At 60.4% G+C, this 18,803-nt stretch carries 15 protein-coding genes; 7 read left to right on the top strand and 8 right to left on the bottom strand.

The window, feature by feature from the left end:
- Together ACQRBV_RS25825 and ACQRBV_RS25820 are read right to left on the bottom strand one after the other, a co-directional pair.
- A complete protein-coding gene (locus ACQRBV_RS25825) occupies positions 1-1,461 on the bottom strand; it encodes a mannose-1-phosphate guanylyltransferase/mannose-6-phosphate isomerase (protein WP_060752369.1) in 1,461 nt (486 codons plus the stop codon).
- Positions 1,461-2,900, bottom strand: coding sequence for an undecaprenyl-phosphate glucose phosphotransferase (locus ACQRBV_RS25820; RefSeq protein ID WP_060752370.1), 1,440 nt, complete (start codon positions 2,898-2,900; stop codon positions 1,461-1,463). Before ACQRBV_RS25820 ends, ACQRBV_RS25825 begins: the two co-directional genes overlap by 1 nt.
- A 516-nt stretch (positions 2,901-3,416) precedes the next feature.
- Between ACQRBV_RS25820 and ACQRBV_RS25815 the strand changes: the two genes are divergently transcribed.
- Positions 3,417-4,046: a LysE family translocator gene (locus tag ACQRBV_RS25815; protein WP_090372173.1), complete on the top strand. Its 630-nt coding sequence runs from the start codon at positions 3,417-3,419 to the stop codon at positions 4,044-4,046.
- Positions 4,047-4,055: 9 nt separating this feature from the next.
- Here ACQRBV_RS25815 and inhA read toward each other — a convergent pair whose 3' ends face one another.
- A complete protein-coding gene (gene inhA, locus ACQRBV_RS25810) occupies positions 4,056-4,736 on the bottom strand; it encodes an isonitrile hydratase (protein ID WP_411984730.1) in 681 nt (226 codons plus the stop codon).
- Between the two features lie 90 nt (positions 4,737-4,826).
- Between inhA and ACQRBV_RS25805 the strand changes: the two genes are divergently transcribed.
- The gene (locus ACQRBV_RS25805) at positions 4,827-5,795 is read left to right on the top strand and encodes a GlxA family transcriptional regulator (protein ID WP_411984729.1); all 969 of its coding nucleotides are present in this window, start codon (positions 4,827-4,829) and stop codon (positions 5,793-5,795) included.
- On the opposite strand, the gene ACQRBV_RS25800 is transcribed toward ACQRBV_RS25805, so the two are convergent.
- The 4 genes from ACQRBV_RS25800 to ACQRBV_RS25785 all read right to left on the bottom strand — a co-directional run bounded on the left by ACQRBV_RS25800 (position 5,765) and on the right by ACQRBV_RS25785 (position 10,581).
- On the bottom strand, positions 5,765-6,691 hold the full coding sequence (locus ACQRBV_RS25800; protein ID WP_411984728.1) for an alpha/beta fold hydrolase: 927 nt from the start codon (positions 6,689-6,691) through the stop codon (positions 5,765-5,767). The genes ACQRBV_RS25805 and ACQRBV_RS25800 overlap by 31 nt on opposite strands.
- Before the next feature lie 49 nt (positions 6,692-6,740).
- Positions 6,741-8,567 carry a glycoside hydrolase family 15 protein gene (locus ACQRBV_RS25795; RefSeq protein ID WP_411984727.1) on the bottom strand — a complete coding sequence of 609 codons (1,827 nt, stop codon included), beginning with the start codon at positions 8,565-8,567 and terminating at the stop codon, positions 6,741-6,743.
- Complete coding sequence (locus tag ACQRBV_RS25790) at positions 8,560-9,360, bottom strand: glucose 1-dehydrogenase (RefSeq protein WP_411984726.1); 801 nt, start codon at positions 9,358-9,360, stop codon at positions 8,560-8,562. Before ACQRBV_RS25790 ends, ACQRBV_RS25795 begins: the two co-directional genes overlap by 8 nt.
- A gap of 90 nt (positions 9,361-9,450) precedes the next feature.
- The gene (locus ACQRBV_RS25785; RefSeq protein WP_411984725.1) at positions 9,451-10,581 is read right to left on the bottom strand and encodes an FAD-dependent oxidoreductase; all 1,131 of its coding nucleotides are present in this window, start codon (positions 10,579-10,581) and stop codon (positions 9,451-9,453) included.
- Positions 10,582-10,760: 179 nt separating this feature from the next.
- Between ACQRBV_RS25785 and ACQRBV_RS25780 the strand changes: the two genes are divergently transcribed.
- From ACQRBV_RS25780 to ACQRBV_RS25760, 5 genes are all read left to right on the top strand, one after another.
- Positions 10,761-11,261: a sigma-70 family RNA polymerase sigma factor gene (locus ACQRBV_RS25780; RefSeq protein WP_411984742.1), complete on the top strand. Its 501-nt coding sequence runs from the start codon at positions 10,761-10,763 to the stop codon at positions 11,259-11,261.
- Between the two features lie 26 nt (positions 11,262-11,287).
- A complete protein-coding gene (locus tag ACQRBV_RS25775; protein WP_411984724.1) occupies positions 11,288-12,238 on the top strand; it encodes a FecR family protein in 951 nt (316 codons plus the stop codon).
- A gap of 97 nt (positions 12,239-12,335) precedes the next feature.
- A complete protein-coding gene (locus tag ACQRBV_RS25770; protein ID WP_205345568.1) occupies positions 12,336-14,741 on the top strand; it encodes a TonB-dependent siderophore receptor in 2,406 nt (801 codons plus the stop codon).
- Between the two features lie 216 nt (positions 14,742-14,957).
- Positions 14,958-15,803, top strand: coding sequence for a hypothetical protein (locus tag ACQRBV_RS25765; protein ID WP_240202622.1), 846 nt, complete (start codon positions 14,958-14,960; stop codon positions 15,801-15,803).
- A 612-nt stretch (positions 15,804-16,415) separates the two neighbouring features.
- Positions 16,416-17,312 (top strand): hypothetical protein, encoded by an 897-nt coding sequence (locus tag ACQRBV_RS25760; RefSeq protein WP_411984723.1) that lies wholly within the window; start codon positions 16,416-16,418, stop codon positions 17,310-17,312.
- 51 nt (positions 17,313-17,363) lie between these two features.
- Here ACQRBV_RS25760 and ACQRBV_RS25755 read toward each other — a convergent pair whose 3' ends face one another.
- Positions 17,364-18,515, bottom strand: coding sequence for an MFS transporter (locus ACQRBV_RS25755; protein WP_411984722.1), 1,152 nt, complete (start codon positions 18,513-18,515; stop codon positions 17,364-17,366).
- Positions 18,516-18,803 lie beyond the last annotated feature (288 nt).

Here is an 18,803-nt window from a genome sequence, read left to right as displayed (position 1 = left end):
TCACTTTTTCACCTCGGCCGGGGCACGCCCATAGATGTCGTCGAAGCGCACGATGTCGTCTTCGCCCAGGTACTCGCCGCTCTGCACTTCGATCATCACCAGGTCGATGATGCCGGGGTTGGTCAGGCGGTGTTTGTGCCCGGCCGGGATATAGGTGGACTCGTTGGCGTTGATCAGGAATTCACGGTCGCCATTGGTGATCTGTGCGGCGCCGCTGACCACCACCCAGTGTTCGCTGCGATGGTGGTGCATCTGCAACGACAACGATGCTTGCGGCTTGACCACGATGCGCTTGATCTTGAACCGGCTGCTTTCCTCCAGCACGGTGTAGGTGCCCCAGGGCCGGGTGACCGTGCGGTGCAGGCTGAACGCCGGGTGGTTCTGGCGCTTGAGTTCGGCCACGATGTAGCGCACGTCCTGGCTGCGGTGGGCATCGGCGATCAGCAGGGCATCGGGGGTGTCGACGATGATCAGGTCTTTCACGCCCACGGCGCCGAGCACGCGCTTGGGCGAATCGATGTAGCAGTTGTGCACGTCATGCAGGATCGCTTCGCCGTTGACCTGGTTGCCATGGGCATCACTCGGGGTGAGTTGGCGCAGGGCTTCCCAGGAACCGATGTCGCTCCAACCGATGTCGCAGGGCACCACGGCCACTTGGCTGGACTTTTCCATCAAGGCCACGTCGATGGAAATATCCGGTGCGCTGCCGAACGCTTCAGCGTCCAGTTCACGCTGGCGCGAGGTTTTGTTCTGCAGGTGCTGGCTGTGCTCCAGCGCCGCTTTCGCGGCCGCCAGTACGTCGGGGGCGTGGGTCGCCAGCTCATCCACCAGGGTGCTGGCCTTGAAGCAGAACATACCGGCGTTCCACAGGTGCTTGCCGCCGTCGAGATAGCCTTGGGCGGTGGCCAGGTCCGGTTTTTCGACAAAGCGTTTGACCCGGTTGCCGGTGCTCAAGGCTTCGCCTTTTTCGATGTAGCCGAAGCCGGTTTCCGGGTGGTCGGGCTGAATGCCGAAGGTCACCAGGTAGCCGGCTTCGGCCAGGTCGCGGGCCTGGGTCACGGCCTGGGCGAACGCGACTTCATTCAAGATCAAATGGTCGGCGGGCATCACCAGCAATTGCGCATCGCCGCCGAAGTGTTCCTGCACATGCAACGCGGCGACGGCGATGGCCGCCGCCGTGTTGCGGCCGAATGGTTCCAGCAGCAGGTCCAGGGGCAGGTGGGCCTTGTTGACCCCACGGTAGTCATCCAGGGTACGGAACAGCAGGTCGCGATTGGTCACCGTGAGCACGCTTTCCACGCCGGGCAGTTTGGCGGCGCGCTGGAAAGTCTTTTGCAAAAGGCTCTGGCCATCACGCATGCGCATGAAGGGCTTGGGCATGTTCTGCCGCGACACCGGCCACAGCCGAGTGCCTGAACCACCGGAGATAATGCAGGGAATTAATCCGTTGAGGGTATTCATCAATACACTTCCTTGGTGGAGAGGACGGCCGGGATCGTCATGCAAACGATGTACAAGTCAAACCACACCGACCACTTGGAGATGTACTCCAGGTCGTATTCGACACGCTTCTGGATTTTGACCAGGGTATCGGTCTCACCCCGGTAGCCATTGATCTGCGCCCAGCCGGTGATGCCCGGCTTGACCCGATGCCTTGAGCTGTATTCGCTCACCGCCACTTCAAACGGGATACCTGCCGCTTTAGTCGCCGTGGCATGTGGGCGCGGGCCGACCATAGACATATTGCCCAGCAGCACATTGAACAGTTGCGGCAGCTCGTCGATGCTGGTTTTGCGGATGATGCGGCCGACGCGGGTGATGCGTGGGTCTTCGCGGGTGGTCTGCTGTTCGGCGGTGAAGTCGCTCTGTTCGGTAAACATCGAACGGAACTTGAACACGCGAATCTCGTTGTCGTTGTAGCCATAGCGGTTCTGACGGAACAGCACCGGGCCTTTGGAGTCGAGCTTGATCGCAATGGCCGTCACCAGCATCACCGGCGAAAACACCACCAGTGCCAGGCTGGCCAGCAGCAAGTCTTCACAGCGCTTGATAAACGGTGACCACCCGCGCAGCGGCAATTGCGAGGTGTTGAACATCAGGATGCCGCCGACGTCGGTGATGCGGCTGTGGCCGTAGCGCAGGGCGGCCATGTCAGGCACCAGCATCACATTCACCGACATCTGCCGCAGGCGATTGACCAGCCCGTGGATACGTTGCTCGGCGGCCCAGGGCAGGCAGATCATCACTTGGTTGACCTGTTCGGCGCGGATCAGTTTTTCCAGGTCGCGGGTGTTGCCCAGCAACGGCAGTCTGCTGAGTTCCTTGGGAATGCGCTCGGTGCGATCGTCGATAAAGCCGATCAGGCCGGAGCGGATATCGCCGTTGCGTTGCAGGTGGTCGGCCACATGTACGGCGGTGTCGGTGAAGCCCAGGATCACCGTGCGTTGCAGGTATTTGCCCTTGCGCATCAGGTTGCGATACAGGCGCAGCACCCCCAAACGCTCCACACAGAACAAACCGAGGCTGGCGATGTACCAGACCACCAGGTTGCGTGGGGTCAGTTGCGGGAAGAACTGCAGGATCTGATACATGAACAGCAAGATGCAGAACGCCGCAGACCACGCCACGATGTTGCTGCGCAGGCGCAGGCGATTACTGAAAAGCTCCTCGGAATAAATGCCCAGGGCTTGAAACAGAATGATGGTCAGCACCGCAAAAAACAGCAGCAGGCCGAGGAAGTGGGAACGCAATTCATGGGCCATCGGGTCGAGGAACAATACCAGGACCAGAGGCGGCAAGATCGCAGTCAGGCCATGAACCAATTTGACGAAAACAACAAAAAACTCAACAAAACCGGCACGGGTCAAAAACAGGCTGTCGACCGATGACTTCTCGCGCATAAAAACATCCCTCATCGCACTCCAAGCTCAATGTTCGAGAGTTGGTCCGATAGGCAGCGTGCTGCTATCAGGGGCAAGTCGAACGACGGCTACTCTGTGTCAAACGCAACCATTCCATTCACGTGGAGACAGCCAAATGAAGGAGATCGGTGGGGGCAGTCGCTGAAGGATGTTTTATTTTTGAGCATTAGTCAATAACTTGACCATTTTGCATTTTTCAAAAGTTAGGCATTCTAAATAATTTTTATCTGTCATTTTATTGGCGCTCCTTGTCCGATTCCGTCTGATGTCGGGTGTGATTTGGAGTGTAGAAACAAATGTGGGAGTTTTCCTGTACAAATCGGAAACCTTTTTCTAACTAGAGGTAGGAAAAGGGGGCAGGGGGGAATTGGGGGGCGGAGCGCGTTGCGTATTCTGCGGGCATGACTGGCTGGGAAGAATGTATCCAGCACAATTTTTTGTAGGCGCAAGATCAGCCACTTAGTCTGTGATCTTTCCTGACTGGACGGCGTGAGCATGATCGATTTGGCAACCCTGGCGGTTTTTTCAGGCGCGGTCTTACTGTTGCTGTTGTCTCCGGGGCCGAACATGGCTTTTGTGATCAGTCACGGGGTGAGTTATGGCTGGCGCGGTGGCGTGGCTTCGAGCCTGGGGATCTGCGTCGCGGATTTACTCCTGACGGTTTTGACCGCCACCGGCTTGACCGCACTGGTCGCCAGTTGGCCGCCTGCGTTTGATTTGATTCGCTATGCCGGGGTGATCTATCTGTTGTGGCTGGCGTACAAGACGTTGCAAAAAAAGGCCAGCCTGGACTTGGCCCAGGTTCGTCATGTGCGCTTGGGCCAGGTGTTCCTGCAGGCCATGCTCAACAGTTTGCTCAATCCGAAGGCGCTGCTGTTTTTCATGGTGTTCCTGCCCCAGTTCGTCAGGCCCGAGGCCGGCTCCATTGCGATACAACTGTTGGTGCTGGGGTGTGTTCTGACCGTGATTGCCGGCGTGTTTCATGGATTGCTGGGGGTGTTTGGCGGTGCGCTCAGCCGCTTGTTTGCTGGAGCCGGCCAGAGCGCCAGGCTCCAGCAATGGGGCCTGGCGACGGTGCTGATGCTATTGGCTGCGCGCTTGGCGTTAATGTCACGTCCGGCCTGAGCACCGCTGTCAGCGCAACCGTGCGGCTGCCCGGGCGACAATTTCACCCCGCACCCGACGCGGCTCGGCCGTGCGTTTTCGGGCTTCCTCCAGCACTGCCTCGGGCGCGGTGTCCGGGCTGCCGGCGTCGAACGGCGGCGCCGGCGCGTATTCAATCTGCAGCTGGACCAACTGGGCGACGTCCTCGCCGTACAACTCCGCAGCCAGGGTCAAGGCAAAGTCGATCCCGGCGGTGATGCCGCCTCCGGTGAACACGTTGCCGTCACGCACTACACGTGCCTGCACCGGGATTGCCCCCAACGGCGCAAGCAGGTGGTGATAGGCCCAATGGGTGGTGGCCTTGCGACCGCGCAGCAGACCCGCCGCACCGAGCACCAGGGAGCCGGTGCACACCGATGTCACATAGCGCGCCGTGTGGGCCTGCTCCTTGAGAAAATCCAGGGTCTGTGGGTCTTCCATCAATGCGCCCACGCCGGTGCCACCGGGCACGCAAATCACATCCAGGCGCGGACAATCGGCATAGCTCATGGTCGGTGTGAAGACCATGCCGGTGCTGGAGGTGACCGGCGCCAGGTCTTTCCACACAAGGTGCAGTTGCACATCCGGCAGTGCGCCCAACACGTCGTAGGGGCCGGTCAGGTCCAGTTGCTGGACGCCGGGGAACAACAGAAAGCCGATCTGCAAAGTCATGGATAAAGCTCCAGAAGAGGGGTGGACGGCTTCACTCTAGAGGCCTAGGCTTTGGCGCATACGCCATTGAGCCCACAGATCACGCCAATCATGCCCAGAATCATCCACGTCCTCGCTTTCGAAAATGCACAGGTGCTCGATGTCACCGGGCCGTTGCAGGTGTTCGCCTCGACCAACGATCTTGCCCGGCAGCGCGGGCTACCGTTGCCCTACGCGGTGTCGGTGATCGCTGCCCAGGCCGCGCCGGTCGTGACCTCCGCCGGCCTGGCGCTGGTGGCCGAACCGCTGCCACCGGCCGATACGCCCGTCGATACCCTGGTGATCGCCGGTGGCTGGGGCGTTTACGGGGCCGCCGAGGATCCGGTGCTGGTCGACTGGGTACGCGAAAAAGCCCGACACACCCGACGCATGGCCTCGGTGTGTACCGGGGCTTTCCTGCTGGCCGCCAGTGGCGTGCTCGACGGCCGCCGCGTGGCCACCCACTGGACCCGCTGCGAAGAACTGGCGCGCAAGTTTCCTGCGCTGACGGTGGAGTCCAATCCGATTTTCATCCAGCAGGGCTCGGTATGGACCTCTGCCGGTGTGACCGCCGGTATCGACCTGTGCCTGGCGCTGGTGGAGGAGGACCTGGGGCGCGCCGTTGCCATGGAGGTCGCGCGGCATCTGGTGGTTTTCCTCAAGCGTCCGGGTGGGCAATCGCAGTTCAGCGTGGCACTGTCCCTGCAAAGAGGCGATAGTCGTTTTGCCGAGTTGCACGCCTGGATCGCGGATAACCTGAACCTGGACCTCAACCTCTCAACCCTCGCCGCCAGGGCGTGCATGAGTGAACGCAGTTTTGTCCGCCACTACCGTGCTGAAACCGGCCAGACCCCGGCGCGAGCGGTCGAACTGATCCGTGTGGAAGCCGCTCGCCGGCAGTTGGCCGACAGCACGTTGCCGATCAAACGCATCGCCGTGCAATGCGGGTTCGGTAGTGAAGAAACCCTGCGTCGCAGCTTTTTACGGGCGCTGGCGGTGACGCCCCAGGCTTACCGTGAGCGCTTTTCACCGGTGTCGTAAGCGAGCAATTCCAGTAACGCCGCCAGGGTCGCCTGCGGCGCTTCCTGTGGGATGTTGTGGCCCACGCCGGGCAAGACTTCACGCCGGTAAAAACCGCTGAAGTGCGCCACATCGTCATCGTCCACCGCAGGAGGCCCCACACCATCATCGGCACCGCACAGCGAAATACTCGGCACCGAAATCGGCGGTTGCAGCGCCAGCGCCTGCTCGATGGTTTCCAGCGCCGGATCGCCGGGTGCGTACATGAAACGGTGGCGGTAGGAATGAATCACCACCTCGACAAAGTCCGGGTTATCAAACGATGGCGCGGTCTGGCCGTAGAGGCCCGGACCCTCGGCCCAGGTCGGTGACCACAGCCGCCACAGCAGTTCGCACAGCTCGCGGCGATTGGCCGTCAGCCCCTCCACGCCACGCGGGGTGTGAAAATAGTACTGGTACCACAACCGATGCTCCGTCTGCGGTGCTCGCGGCGTAAGCGAGCGGGCGATATCCTGGATGTTGTAGCCATCCCCCGTCACCAGCCCGCGCACGCGTTCGGGCCACAGCGCCGCGACAATACACGCCGCCCGCCCGCCCCAGTCGTAACCGGCCAATGACGCTCGCGGGATAGACAATGCATCCATGAAGTCCAGCAGATCCTTGGCCAGCGCCGCCTGCTGCCCGGAGCGCATAACCTGATCGTGGATAAACCGCGTCGGACCATAACCGCGCAGGTAGGGCACCAGCACCCGATAGCCGCGCTCGGCCAGTACCGGCGCAATTTCATCGTAGCCGCGAGGATCATAGGGGAAGCCATGCAGCAGGATCACGGGCTCGCCATCAAGCGGGCCCTGGGCTTCATAGGCCACATCGAGCATGGACGTACGGACATAGAACAGCGCAGCGGTCGAGGTCATGGGGGGCTCCGATGAGTGGGCCGAAGGTTTTCAGACTCTAGACGAAACGTCAGGGCTGCCAGACGGTTTTCACCCCGCTGAGCTTGCGATCCAGAAACGTCGCCGCACTGATCAGCGCCAAATGGCTCAATGCCTGCGGCGTGTTACCCAAATGCCGGGCCTGGCCGTCGAACTCCTCGGCATACAAGCCCAACGGGTTGGCGTAGCGCAGCAATTGTTCGAACTCCAGGTGGGCCTTTTCCACTTGCCCTGCGCGAGCCAAACATTCGACATACCAGAACGAGCACGCCACAAACGCGCCTTCGGTCCCTTGCAGGCCGTCGATCTGGCTGTCGTCGTTGCGATAGCGGTATACCATGCCATCGCGGACCAGGCTTTTCTGGATCGCTTCCAGGGTCGACAACCAACGTGGGTCGGTGGCGGCGACAAAGCGCACCAGCGGCATCAACAGCATCGAACCGTCCAGCGCCGTGCTGCCGATGTGCTGCACAAAATGCCCGCGTTCTTCGTTCCAGAAGTTGCTCCAGATGTCGGCGTAGATCGCCTGGCGGGTCTGGTCCCAGCGTGCGAAGGGAGCGGGCAGCGAGCGTTTGGAGGCCAGGCGGATCGCGCGGTCCAGGGCGACCCAGCACATCAGCCGTGAATGCAGAAAGTGATGTTGCTCTCCGCGCATCTCCCAGATGCCGACATCCTTCTGGTTCCAGATCTCACAGACCTGATCGACGACTTCCACCGTGTGTTTCCAACCTTCGTGGGAAATGGCTTCACCGTATTTGTTGACCAGATACACCGCATCCATCAGCTCGCCGTAGATATCCAGCTGGATCTGATCGAACGCTTCGTTGCCGACTCGCACCGGCCTGGCGCCGCCATGGCCGCTGAGGTGGTCCAGTTCGACCTCGGGCAACTCCTGGCGCCCGTCAATGCCATAGAGGATATTGATTTTGGTCGGTTGGCTGCAGCAATCACTGACGCGGCCCTTGAGCCAGCGCATGTAGGCGTTGGCCTCCTCGACGAAGCCCAGGCGCATAAAGGCGTAGACGGTGAACGAGGCATCCCGGATCCAGGTGTAGCGATAGTCCCAGTTACGTTCGCCTCCTGGGGTTTCCGGCAGGCCGAAGGTGGCGGCGGCGATGATTGCGCCGTGTTTGCGCGAGGTCAGCAGTTTCAACGCCAGGGCCGAGCGATTGACCATTTCGCGCCAGCGCCCGCGGTAGTTGGATTGGGCAATCCAGCCGCGCCAGAACTTCAAGGTGCGTTCCAGGTACAGGTCGGTACAGCCATTGGTCACGCGTGGATCGTCTGCGCCGCCCAGCACGAATTCGGCGCCTTGTTCCTGACTGAGGCTGAAGCGGGCGACCGCCGAATTCTCTTCGAGAGTCAACGGGTGGCTGCCGACCAGGCGCAGGTCGGGCTGGCCGTCGGCAGCGAACAGCACGCCGCCCGCTTCGGCGCGGGCGCGTGTCGGCGCCCGGGCATAGTCATGGCGCACGGCGCAGCGCAGGTGAATCGTCGCCGTGCCGCTGACCACCCGCACCCGGCGAATCAGCAGCGGCAAGTCGTCGACGTCTTCACTGACGGTCAACAGGTCGGTGATCTCCACCACGGCTTCGTCGCTCAGCCAACGGGTTTGCAGCACGTTGGTGTCGGGCAGGTAGATCTGTTCGCGGCGGGCGTTGGGCAAGTCGGGGGTGAGTTGGAAAACACCCGCTTCAGGCGTACCCAGCAGCGCGCAGAAGATCGACGGGCTGTCGAACTCCGGCCAGCAGAAAAAATCGATGCTGCCCTGGTCGTTGACCAAGGCGGCGCTGCGCATATCGCCAATGATGCCGTGGGCATCGATCGCACTTTGAGGTTCGTTCTGGAAATCAACCATTGCCACGGAACTCCGGATAAAGGCTCATGCCGCCATCGATGAACAGGGTGCTGCCGACCACATAGTCCGACGTATCACTGGCCAGCCAGACCACCGCGTTGGCTACATCTTCCACGTCGCCGACCCGACCGTAGGGAATCAGCTTGAGCAATTCTTTCTCGGCCGCGCCTTCGGTGGCCGCACGATTGATCGCCGTACGAATCGCCCCCGGCGCGATTCCATTGATGCGGATGCGTTGCTCACTGACTTCCTGGGCGAGGGTGCGCATCAGCATCTCCACGCCGCCCTTGGACGCTGCGTAATTCACATGGCCGGCCCACGGAATGACCTGATGCACCGAGCTCATGTGGATGATTTTACCGGCGGCTCGCGACACGCCCTCACGCACGCCCTGGCGATTGAAAATCCGCACGGCCGCACGCGCGCACAGGAACTGGCCGGTGAGGTTGACGCCGATCACGGTGTTCCAGTCGTCGAGGCTCATGTCCACCAGGTTGGCGTCTTTTTGCAGGCCGGAGTTCGCCACCAGAATGTCGAGGTGGCCGAAGGCGTCCAGGGTCTGGGCGAACAGGTGTTCGACGTCGGCCTCCTTGGACACGTCGCCAGCGATGGCAATCGCTCGGCCGCCGCTGGCGTTGATCTGCGCCGCCAGGGCCTCAGCGGGCGCGGCCTGGGAGTTGTAGTTGAGCACCACCGCCGCGCCGGCCTCGGCCAGCGCCTTGGCCGCACCGGCGCCGATGCCGGAACTGGCGCCGGTGACCAGCGCCACTTGTTGCTGCAAGGAAATCTGCATTGCGCACCCACGTTCGAAGAGAGTCCTTTTTGAGGACAGGCTCTGCGACGTACAAGTTCAGCTTCCAGGAGAAGAAAGCGCTCGCAGCGTCTACGAAGCCCGGGGTGACTCAAACAGGCTGACCAGGCTATGCGGTGTTTCGTTACCAAAGATCAACTCGTGCAGTTCATTGCTTTCAGCCGCCACTCGTGCGCTGCGCTGGAACATGGCCTGTTCGTATTCATGCAGGGCTGTTTCGACGTCATCAGGGTGTGAAGCAATAGCTTTGCCGAGTTCGGCCCCGTCGTATAAGGCCAGGTTGGCGCCTTCGCCATTCGGGGCCGCAAGGTGTGCGGCATCGCCAATCAGTGTGACTCCAGGCACTCGATTCCAACGGTGCTCAACCGGCAGACTAAAAAGCGGGCGCCATACCCATTCGGTATCGCTTTCTGTGATCAGTGCAGTGAGGGCAGGGCACCAGCCTGCAAACTCCTGTGCGATCCGCGCGGCCGCGCCTGCTCGGTCGGTGAAGTCGATGGCGGCAAACCAGCTTTGCGGTTTGGTGAGCATTATGTAGGTGTGAAGCGTGGCGTCAGGCTCGCGGTGTGCCTGGATCCCTTTTCCTGGTTGAAGTGCGAACAGCGCACCGGCACCGACCGCGTTGGCTGTGGCGGGATGCCGGGCGTCGCAGTCATAGAGGTAGGTTTCAATGAGCGAGCGGCCCATGTACTCGGGGATAGCCTTGCTGAGCAGCGGCCTGACCTTTGACCAGGCACCGTCCGCACCTATCAGCAGGTTGGTGACAATGTGAGAGCCGTCGGCGAATGTCACCTCATGCCGGCCTTCGCCGAGGGGACGCACGCTATTGACCTTGTGGCCCCAACGCACGGTACCGGCCGCAAGTGAGTGGAGAAGCATCTTGCGCAGCTCGCCGCGCATGACCTCTGGGCGACCGCCGCTGCCGTCGTCGGGTTGGTCGAACAGAATTGTGCCTGTGTAATCAAGTACGCGAGTCGCCTCGTGCCCCTCCAGGATCAGGGCGCGGAAATCGTCAGCCAAACCCGCAGCCTGCAAGGCCAGTTGGCCGTTGTAGTCGTGGATGTCGAGCATCCCGCCTTGCGCGCGAGCGTTTGCCGATGGCTCAGCTTCATAGACGGTGGCGGGAATGCCGTGGATGTGCAGGACACGGGCCAAAGTGAGACCGCCCAGGCCTGCGCCGATGATGGTGACGGGGATGTGCATAGTGGACCTATTGAATGTGCGGTTTCTTTCGAAAAATTAGACCCAAGAGATTACAGAAAAGGACGAACATGCCATTTTTGTCGTTTTTTCTGAAAGCCACCACTGGCCGAAGCAAGCCATTTGCCCTGTTTAATGGGAAACATTACTATTTACACCCCCGTCTTCCCAGTGCTCACGCGATGATTCCCCAGCCGCCCCGCAGAACAGGCTTTTTCGAGCACTACGAAGAATTGGTCGGCACTTGGACACGTCGCCTGAGAAACCGTCAGCATGCCGAAGACCTGGCCCACGACACCTTTGTGCGCGTGCTCGAGTCAAGTTCCGCCGAGGTTGAGCAGCCGCGTGCCTATCTGCATCAAACGGCGCGCAATATCGCGGTGGACGCGTATCGCCGGGAAGACCGCCGGGAGGCTATGGTCCTGGATGCCTTTGACCAGCCTTCGCCTCATCAGGGCGATCCGGAGCATTACATGCATGCCATCCAGCTGGCGGAGTCCGTCGAGCGGGCCTTGGCCGAGCTGCCGCTCAACTGTCGCAAGATTTTCATCTGGCAGAAAATCGAAGGCCTGACCCAGCAGGAAATCGCCGATCGCCTGGATTTGTCTAAAAACATGGTGGAAAAGTATATGATCCGCACCCTGCGGCATCTGCGTGATCGCCTGGATGCGTTGGCCCCATGACTCGTTTTGAAACAGGACCTTCAACGATGGATAGCCGTGCTCGCGACGAGGCCGCGCAATGGTTTGTACGCTTGCAGGACGCCGGGCTGAGCCACGAAGAGCGTCAACGTTTCGATGCATGGCGAGCACAGCGGCCCGAGCACCAATACGAATTCGATGTGTTGCAAGGGGTGTGGAGCGCTGCGGACCTGTTACCCAAGGCGCGTTTGCAGGCGCTGTGCGACGCCCCGGTGGCGCGGCCCAAAGGGCACGCTGCCTGGCGTTATGCGGTGGCCGCGAGTGTGGTGGCGGTCGCCTTGGGGTTGGGCCTGTTCAGCGGGCTCGATCATCCAAAGCCTTACAGCGCCGAGTTCAGCACGCGTGTAGGCGAGCATCGCCAGGTCGCCTTGCCCGATGGTTCGATAATGGACCTGAACAGCCGCAGCGTGGTTGCGGTGCATTATGAAAAGGGCCGCCGCGCAGTGGAGTTGAAGCAGGGCGAAGCGATGTTCAGCGTGGAGCATGACACCAGCCGTCCGTTTGTGGTGGCAGCCGGGGCAGGGCAGGTGACAGTCACCGGTACGCGTTTCGATGTGCGCCGAGATGATGACCAAACCCGCGTGGTGGTCGAGGCCGGTACGGTCAACGTCACAGGGCGTGCGTCGGATCAACTCGTGACGCTGACGGCGGGCCGCGCCACTCATGTCGATGCCCAAGGGCAAGTCGCCACTGCCTACGCTGTGAATGCCGATGAACTGACGGCCTGGCGCAGCGGGAAGCTGGTGTTCAACAACGCCACATTGGGCGATGTGGCGCGCGAGGTATCGCGTTACCGCGAGCGGCCGTTGCGGGTCAGCTCGACTGCGGTGGGTAACCTGCGCTTGACCAGCGTGTTCAAGTCCAGCGATACCGATGCCTTGCTCAAAGCCTTGCCGCACATATTGCCGGTGGCGGTGCGCGCTTTGCCGGACGGCAGCCAGGAAATTATTTCACGCTGACATTCAGGTTTTTTTCGAGTTCTTCGTCTTCTCCTGCAACTGCAACTGGTTTGCATTAACGGATGCGCACTCTTGCGATCACAGGACTAGGTTCGACGTGAAAAAACTTGCCGTGAACAACAATAAAATTTCCTGCTGGGCGCCTCTCGCCCTGGCACTGGCGGTCAGCGCCGCGTTGCCGGCAGCCTACGCTGGCGATGGTATCCACATCCGCGCCCAATCGCTGGGCGCGGCGCTGAGTCAACTGGGCCAGCAGACTTCCCTGCAAGTGTTCTTCAGCCCTGACATGGTCGCGGGCAAGCAAGCACCCGCCGTTGACGGCAACCTTTCACCGGAACAGGCCCTGCGCCAATTGCTGCAAGGCAGCGGCCTGGATTACCAGATCGACGCCGGTTCCGTGACCTTGCGCCCAGTGAGCAGCGGCACGGGGGAAGCCGGTTCACCGGTTGAACTGGGTATTACTGATATCAAGGTGGTCGGCGACTGGCTGGGTGATGCCAATGCCGAAGTGGTGCAGAACCATCCAGGCGCGCGCACGGTCGTGCGTCGCGAAGCCATGGTGGAGCAGGGCGCCATGAACGTCGGTGACGTGCTGCGCCGCATTCCCGGCGTGCAGGTGCAGGAAGCCAACGGCACGGGCGGTAGCGATATTTCCCTCAACGTTGGCGTGCGCGGACTCACATCGCGCCTGTCGCCACGCTCCACCGTACTGATCGATGGCGTACCGGCGGCTTTCGCCCCATACGGTCAGCCACAGTTGTCGATGGCCCCGATTTCCTCGGGTAACCTCGATAGCATCGACGTGGTGCGCGGCGCCGGCTCCGTGCGTTATGGGCCGCAGAACGTCGGTGGTGTGATCAACTTCGTAACCCGCGCCATCCCCGAGAAGTTCTCCGGTGATGTCGGCACCACCCTGGAAACCTCGGCACATGGTGGCTGGAAACACATCGAGAATGCCTTCGTCGGCGGCACCGCAGACAACGGCATCGGCGCAGCATTGTTGTACTCCGGCGTCAAAGGCAACGGCTATCGCAGCAGTAACAACTCCAACGATATCGACGACGTGATCTTCAAGACCCACTGGGCGCCGACCGACCAAGACGACTTCTCGCTGAACTTCCATTATTACGACGCCAGCGCCGATATGCCCGGCGGCCTGACCCAAAAGCAGTTCGACGCCAACCCCTATCAATCGGTACGTGACTGGGACAATTTCAGCGGGCGCCGCAAGGATGTTTCCTTCAAATACATCCGTCAGATCGATGACCGTACCCAGGCGGAAGTGTTGACCTACTACTCCGACAGTTTCCGTGGCAGCAACATCGCCAACCGCGACCTGAAGACACTCGGCTCCTATCCGCGCACTTACTACACTTTCGGCATCGAACCCCGGGTTTCGCATGTTTTCGACGTAGGCCCGAGCACCCAGGAAGTCAGCCTGGGTTATCGCTACCTCAAGGAAGGCATGCACGAGCAGGCGACCAGTCTCAACCTGGTCAACAATGTGCCCACGCCAGGCGGTCAAAGTGATGGCCATGTCTATCAGGACCGCACGGGCGGCACCGAAGCCAATGCGTTTTATATCGATAACAAAATCGATATCGGCAAGTGGACCATCACTCCGGGCATCCGCTTCGAAGACATCCGCACCGAATGGCACGACCGTCCGGTTGTCGCCCTCAACGGCAAGCGTACCGAGGAAAAACGCCGCGAGGTGCATAACAACGAACCGTTGCCGGCCCTGAGCGTGATGTACCACCTTTCCGATGCCTGGAAACTGTTCGCCAACTACGAAACCTCTTTTGGCAGCCTGCAGTACTTTCAACTGGGCCAGGGTGGCACCGGCAACCAGACCGCCAACGGCCTGAACCCGGAAAAAGCCAAGACCTACGAGGTCGGCACGCGCTACAACGACAGCGTGTGGGGCGGCGAAGTGACGTTGTTCTACATCGACTTCTCGGATGAGTTGCAGTACGTCAGCAATGACGTAGGCTGGACCAACCTCGGCGCCACCAAGCACACCGGCATCGAAGCCTCGGCCCACTACGATCTGTCCAACCTCGACTCGCGCCTGGACGGCCTGACCGCCAATGCCGGCTTCACTTACACCAAGGCCACCTCCGAAGGCGACGTGCCCTTCAAGGGGCGTGATTTGCCGCTGTACTCCCGTGAAGTGGCTACCCTGGGCCTGCGCTACGACATCAATCACTGGACCCATAACCTGGATGTCTACGCGCAGTCCGGCCAACGTGCACCCGGTACTGGCACCACTTACATCACCCAGGGCACGGCCGATGGCCAATACGGCGATATCCCGGGGTATGTCTCGGTCAACCTGCGCAGCGGGTATGACTTTGGTGAGCAATTGTCCAACCTCAAGCTTGGCGTCGGCGTGAAAAACGTCTTCGACCAGCAGCACTACACGCGCTCCAGCGACAACAATGCCGGGTTGTACCTGGGCGAACCTCGAACCTTCTTCGTACAGGCCAGCGTCGGGTTCTAGAGCTGCATTGAGTGGAAAATCGCCGCCGCCCCGCACTGGGACGGCGGCGATTTGCGTTTTGCTCCTTATCTCCTGAGAGGTTCTTCCTACCGCTGCCTGGAATTCTTCAACGCTGTGAGGAACCGATATCTGTACGCATGCCACACAAGATTGGCCTGCTTGCGATTGACGATTGCAGTGAGGCAAGACGCCCAATACACAGCACTGGAGAACCTTATGTCGATATCCGCATTCAATCAGACAGTCGCTCGTTCACCCGCTCAGGCTGAGCACGAAACTGCCGGTTCCCGCACGCCATCCAGTGCGCGCCGTCCAGGTGGCATGAACTACGCGCAAGCGGGCAAGCATCACGGGCCGGTATTCGATACGCCTGTGCAACGACCTTTCCCTGGTCATTGCCACTCTTCATGCCCGCCCCAGCGACCGCAACCAGAGCCCGGTCCACCTCAGCGCCCGCTGCCTGTGGGCGTACAACCAAACCCGGGGCCACCGCCGCGTCCCAATCCGGCTCAACCCTCGGCCCTGGCGCAACAGCTGTTGGATAATTACAGCGCGTTCAAAATGCCGCCGTTGCAGCGCGTAACGGCCAACGGCGTGCGGGAAATGGCCAAGCAGGCGTTGACGGGGGATCCGGTCAAAGACGCGAATATTCGCCTGGCGCGAGACTTGCTGAGCCATCCTGGCCTGTTGGAGGCCCTTGATCGAAATGGCAAGACTGGCATTGTGAATGGTCATTTGACTAAAGCTGATATTAATAGCTTCATCAGTTCCAGTAATCCCTTGAAGCTTCACAGTGACAAGCAACTTGTCCAGGAATTGCTCGGTCATTTCGATAAGTTGGCGACCGGCTATTTTTCCCGTTCGATCAAGCTCAGCGAGCTTGATCGTTTGGCGAAGCAACCGCTGACGGGCAAGCCATCCCAGGACAAACTCATCCATTTGGCTAAGGAACTGAGTGTGCGTCCTGAACTCAAGGCGGCGATGGATAACCTTTTCCAGTCACAGCGTGACGGTGCGATCTCCCGCAGGGAGTTGAAGAAGTTGCTGAAGTTGCTTGACTAGACCTGTGCAGGACACACCGTTCAATTACACAGTAACCCTTCACCCAGATTTACCACGAAGAGTACATCCAACGGTGGTTGGTCATCGGTGGATGTCCTCATCTATTGAGTCAGGCCCTGGCACATGAACTCGACATCACTTGAACCTCGCCATTCCCAGCACAGTGTTTCGACACTGCCCGCGTCAGCCCAGAAGGCCACCGCTCAAAAGAACTTGAAAGCGCTTGCGGTCAATCTCAGTTCCTCACCAAAGAGCAGCTTCAAGGCGCCCACCGCCGAAGACTTCGACAGAGGGGCCAGGCCGTTTGCAGATGAGCCGGTATCCCGTCCCGCGGGGTCAATCTTCGCGATGTTCTGGAGCAAATTGTTACGCCATGAGCGCTAGTTGTTTTTGATGCGCAGACGTTATCGAGAGTCAGCCTGGACGGCTTGGGCGGTTACAAATGCTCAAGTTTTACCAGGGATATTCCTCACCGGGAGCGGCGATTTTCCGGAACCATTATTTTTCGGCAACCACACAACCCAGGCTTATGCAGCGTTGGCTCTCAAGGCGTTTGAGACGGTCAAGCACTCGGGCTCAGGTTACGGAATCTAAATAGGGTGGGTATGAAGCATGACTGACGGGATCAACAATCCAGGCCGCCGGCTGCCTTTTTCATGGAGTGCGCCCGCTACGGGCGCGGGTGCCCCGTCGCTGGGAAAATCTTCTGCGCCAGGTCTGTCCTCCAATCATTTTTTCATCGGCGGCATGAACGGGGCCGATCCGCAGGTTGACGGCCCATCTGCCTTTGGGCGTATGACCCCTGCTGCAAACCCCTACGCCAGCTGCGACGATCATATGTTGGCAACGGCCCTGAAAAACGAATTTTCCATGTTGGACACGTTCAAGAAGGACGGAAAGCTGAGCCAACGTGCATTGCAGCAGATTGCGGGTGAAGAGCCGAACCAGAGCGCAGTAGCCGAGCGCATCATCCTGTTGGCCCGAGAGATACTCAACCGCCCCAGGCTGAACGAGGCGATTGTCGCCAATGGCGGTTTTATCACCACAGACAGCCTTTCCAAGGCAGCCGATTCAAGGGTCGGTAACACCCACCCGGACAGGCATAGCGCAGACCCCTTTCATTCCAAGACCGACGCAGAGGTCGTCAGGGCATTCAGGGCAATGTTCGATGAGCTGCGCGACACAGCCGAGGACTACAGTTTCTTTTTTGAGAAACACCGATATGTGAAGACCGACAAGCTGATCGAGATGAGCCAGGACCCTGACGAAACCGATAAAAAGGGTGACGTTGTGCGGGATGCGGCCACCGGGTTTCCCAAAAAAAGATACAGCGAGCAACAGGTGTACCTGGCCAGGAATCTGGTTGAGCGCTCGGGCTTGCTGGCGTCGCTGGAGAGCAGCAAGGCCAACGGCACGCGTTTTTTTGGTAGCCACAACACTGAGGGATGGCTGAAGAACTACAGCATCGATCGGTGGCTGGAAAATGACAGGAAGGAGAAGGGCAACTGAAGGGCGCTGATCAGCGCCTTCAACGTCCCCCCATTCCTGCCGGTTTTCGCGTTACACCCGCAGTATTTTGCCGCTGACCGCCACCGCCGCCAGCAACCCACCGATCAACAGAAAGGCGGTCGCCAGGCTGCTGCCATGGGCAATGAAGCCGATCACGGCGGGCCCTGCCAAAATCCCCGCGTAACCCAGCGTGGTAATCGCGGGCACGGCAATGTGTTCGGGCATGACGTTTTGCTTGCCGACGGCGGTATAGAGCACCGGGACGATATTCGAGCAGCCGGCGCCCACCAGTGCATAACCCAACAGGGCCATTTCCCACGCCGGGGACAGTGTTGCGAGGAACACGCCGGCGGCAGCCAGCGAGCCACCGATCACGATCACCCGGGTGGGCCCCAGACGACGCACGATCGCGTCGCCGGTCAAGCGTCCGGCCGTCATTGTCAGGGCAAATGCCGCATAGCCAAGGCCCGCGTAGGCTTCGTCCAGGCCGCGCTCGGCACTGAGAAACACGGCGCTCCAGTCGAGTACGGCGCCTTCGGCGAGAAAAACGATAAAGCACAAACCGCCAATGAACAGCACCACCCCATGGGGAACGGCAAACGCCGGCCCCGAGCTTTCACTGCCATAAGGCAGCAAATGCGGCCCGGCCTTGAGCAAGGCCAGCCCCATGATGACGATCACCACCAGGGTTGCCTGCAGCGGCGACAAGCCCAACCCCAGCAGGCCGGAAACCCCCGCTGCGCCAACGATACCGCCCAGGCTGAACAAGCCATGGAAGCCCGACATCATGGTTTTGCCGCTGGCGCGCTCTACGATGACCGCTTGAAGGTTGACGGTTGAGTCCACGGTGCCCAAGCCTGCGCCAAACAGAAACAGCCCGGCCATCAGCAACGGAATCGAACTGACCGTGGCCAGTATCGGCAGGGCCAGGCAGATCATGAGCGTGCCGGCGCTGAGCACCCGACGGCAGCCAAAGCGTGACGCCAGTACGCCCGCCACCGGCATGGCGAGAATCGAACCCACCCCCAGGCACAACAACAGCAGGCCAAGCGTGCCTTCATTGAGTTGCGCACGTTCCTTGGCGTACGGCACCAGTGGCGCCCAGGCGGCGATGCCGAAGCCGGCAATGAAAAAAGCGATACGGGTCGACATTTGCTCCAGCCGCCCGGGAACCACGGGCGCTGGGGTGGGGATGGCAGTCATGAAGAAATCCTTGGTTTTGCGTTCAATGAACGATGTCCGGCGACACATCCTTGCACATCAAGCCCGGTCGAGCGAGCCGGGCTCGTTCGCATTAGCCCATGGGATATTTTTACAACGATGGAACGCCTTGGACGACGGCGACCACATACAGGCTATCCAGTGTGTAGGAGGTGGTCTGGAAGGTGTGTAATCCCTGTGAGGACTGATGAACCCCAGGCTTCTTGCCGCGGGTTACCACCTTCCAGGCCACTTCCCACACCTGGGGTGTTCTGTAATACGCTGCCGCCC

Origin of the sequence: Pseudomonas sp. R11F (assembly GCF_050312575.1) — a bacterium.
GTDB classification, from domain to species: Bacteria; Pseudomonadota; Gammaproteobacteria; order Pseudomonadales; family Pseudomonadaceae; genus Aquipseudomonas; species Aquipseudomonas palleroniana.
The sequence above is the reverse complement of the archived record's forward strand: the minus strand, read 5'-3'. Positions and strand labels throughout refer to the sequence as shown.

Coding starts and splice junctions, on each gene's coding strand:
- ACQRBV_RS25825 (WP_060752369.1), bottom strand. CDS start 1,461: ATGAATACCCTCAACGGATTAATTCCCTGCATTATCTCCGGTGGTTCA.
- ACQRBV_RS25820 (WP_060752370.1), bottom strand. CDS start 2,900: ATGCGCGAGAAGTCATCGGTCGACAGCCTGTTTTTGACCCGTGCCGGT.
- ACQRBV_RS25815 (WP_090372173.1), top strand. CDS start 3,417: ATGATCGATTTGGCAACCCTGGCGGTTTTTTCAGGCGCGGTCTTACTG.
- inhA (WP_411984730.1), bottom strand. CDS start 4,736: ATGACTTTGCAGATCGGCTTTCTGTTGTTCCCCGGCGTCCAGCAACTG.
- ACQRBV_RS25805 (WP_411984729.1), top strand. CDS start 4,827: ATGCCCAGAATCATCCACGTCCTCGCTTTCGAAAATGCACAGGTGCTC.
- ACQRBV_RS25800 (WP_411984728.1), bottom strand. CDS start 6,691: ATGACCTCGACCGCTGCGCTGTTCTATGTCCGTACGTCCATGCTCGAT.
- ACQRBV_RS25795 (WP_411984727.1), bottom strand. CDS start 8,567: ATGGTTGATTTCCAGAACGAACCTCAAAGTGCGATCGATGCCCACGGC.
- ACQRBV_RS25790 (WP_411984726.1), bottom strand. CDS start 9,360: ATGCAGATTTCCTTGCAGCAACAAGTGGCGCTGGTCACCGGCGCCAGT.
- ACQRBV_RS25785 (WP_411984725.1), bottom strand. CDS start 10,581: ATGCACATCCCCGTCACCATCATCGGCGCAGGCCTGGGCGGTCTCACT.
- ACQRBV_RS25780 (WP_411984742.1), top strand. CDS start 10,761: ATGATTCCCCAGCCGCCCCGCAGAACAGGCTTTTTCGAGCACTACGAA.
- ACQRBV_RS25775 (WP_411984724.1), top strand. CDS start 11,288: ATGGATAGCCGTGCTCGCGACGAGGCCGCGCAATGGTTTGTACGCTTG.
- ACQRBV_RS25765 (WP_240202622.1), top strand. CDS start 14,958: ATGTCGATATCCGCATTCAATCAGACAGTCGCTCGTTCACCCGCTCAG.
- ACQRBV_RS25760 (WP_411984723.1), top strand. CDS start 16,416: ATGACTGACGGGATCAACAATCCAGGCCGCCGGCTGCCTTTTTCATGG.
- ACQRBV_RS25755 (WP_411984722.1), bottom strand. CDS start 18,515: ATGACTGCCATCCCCACCCCAGCGCCCGTGGTTCCCGGGCGGCTGGAG.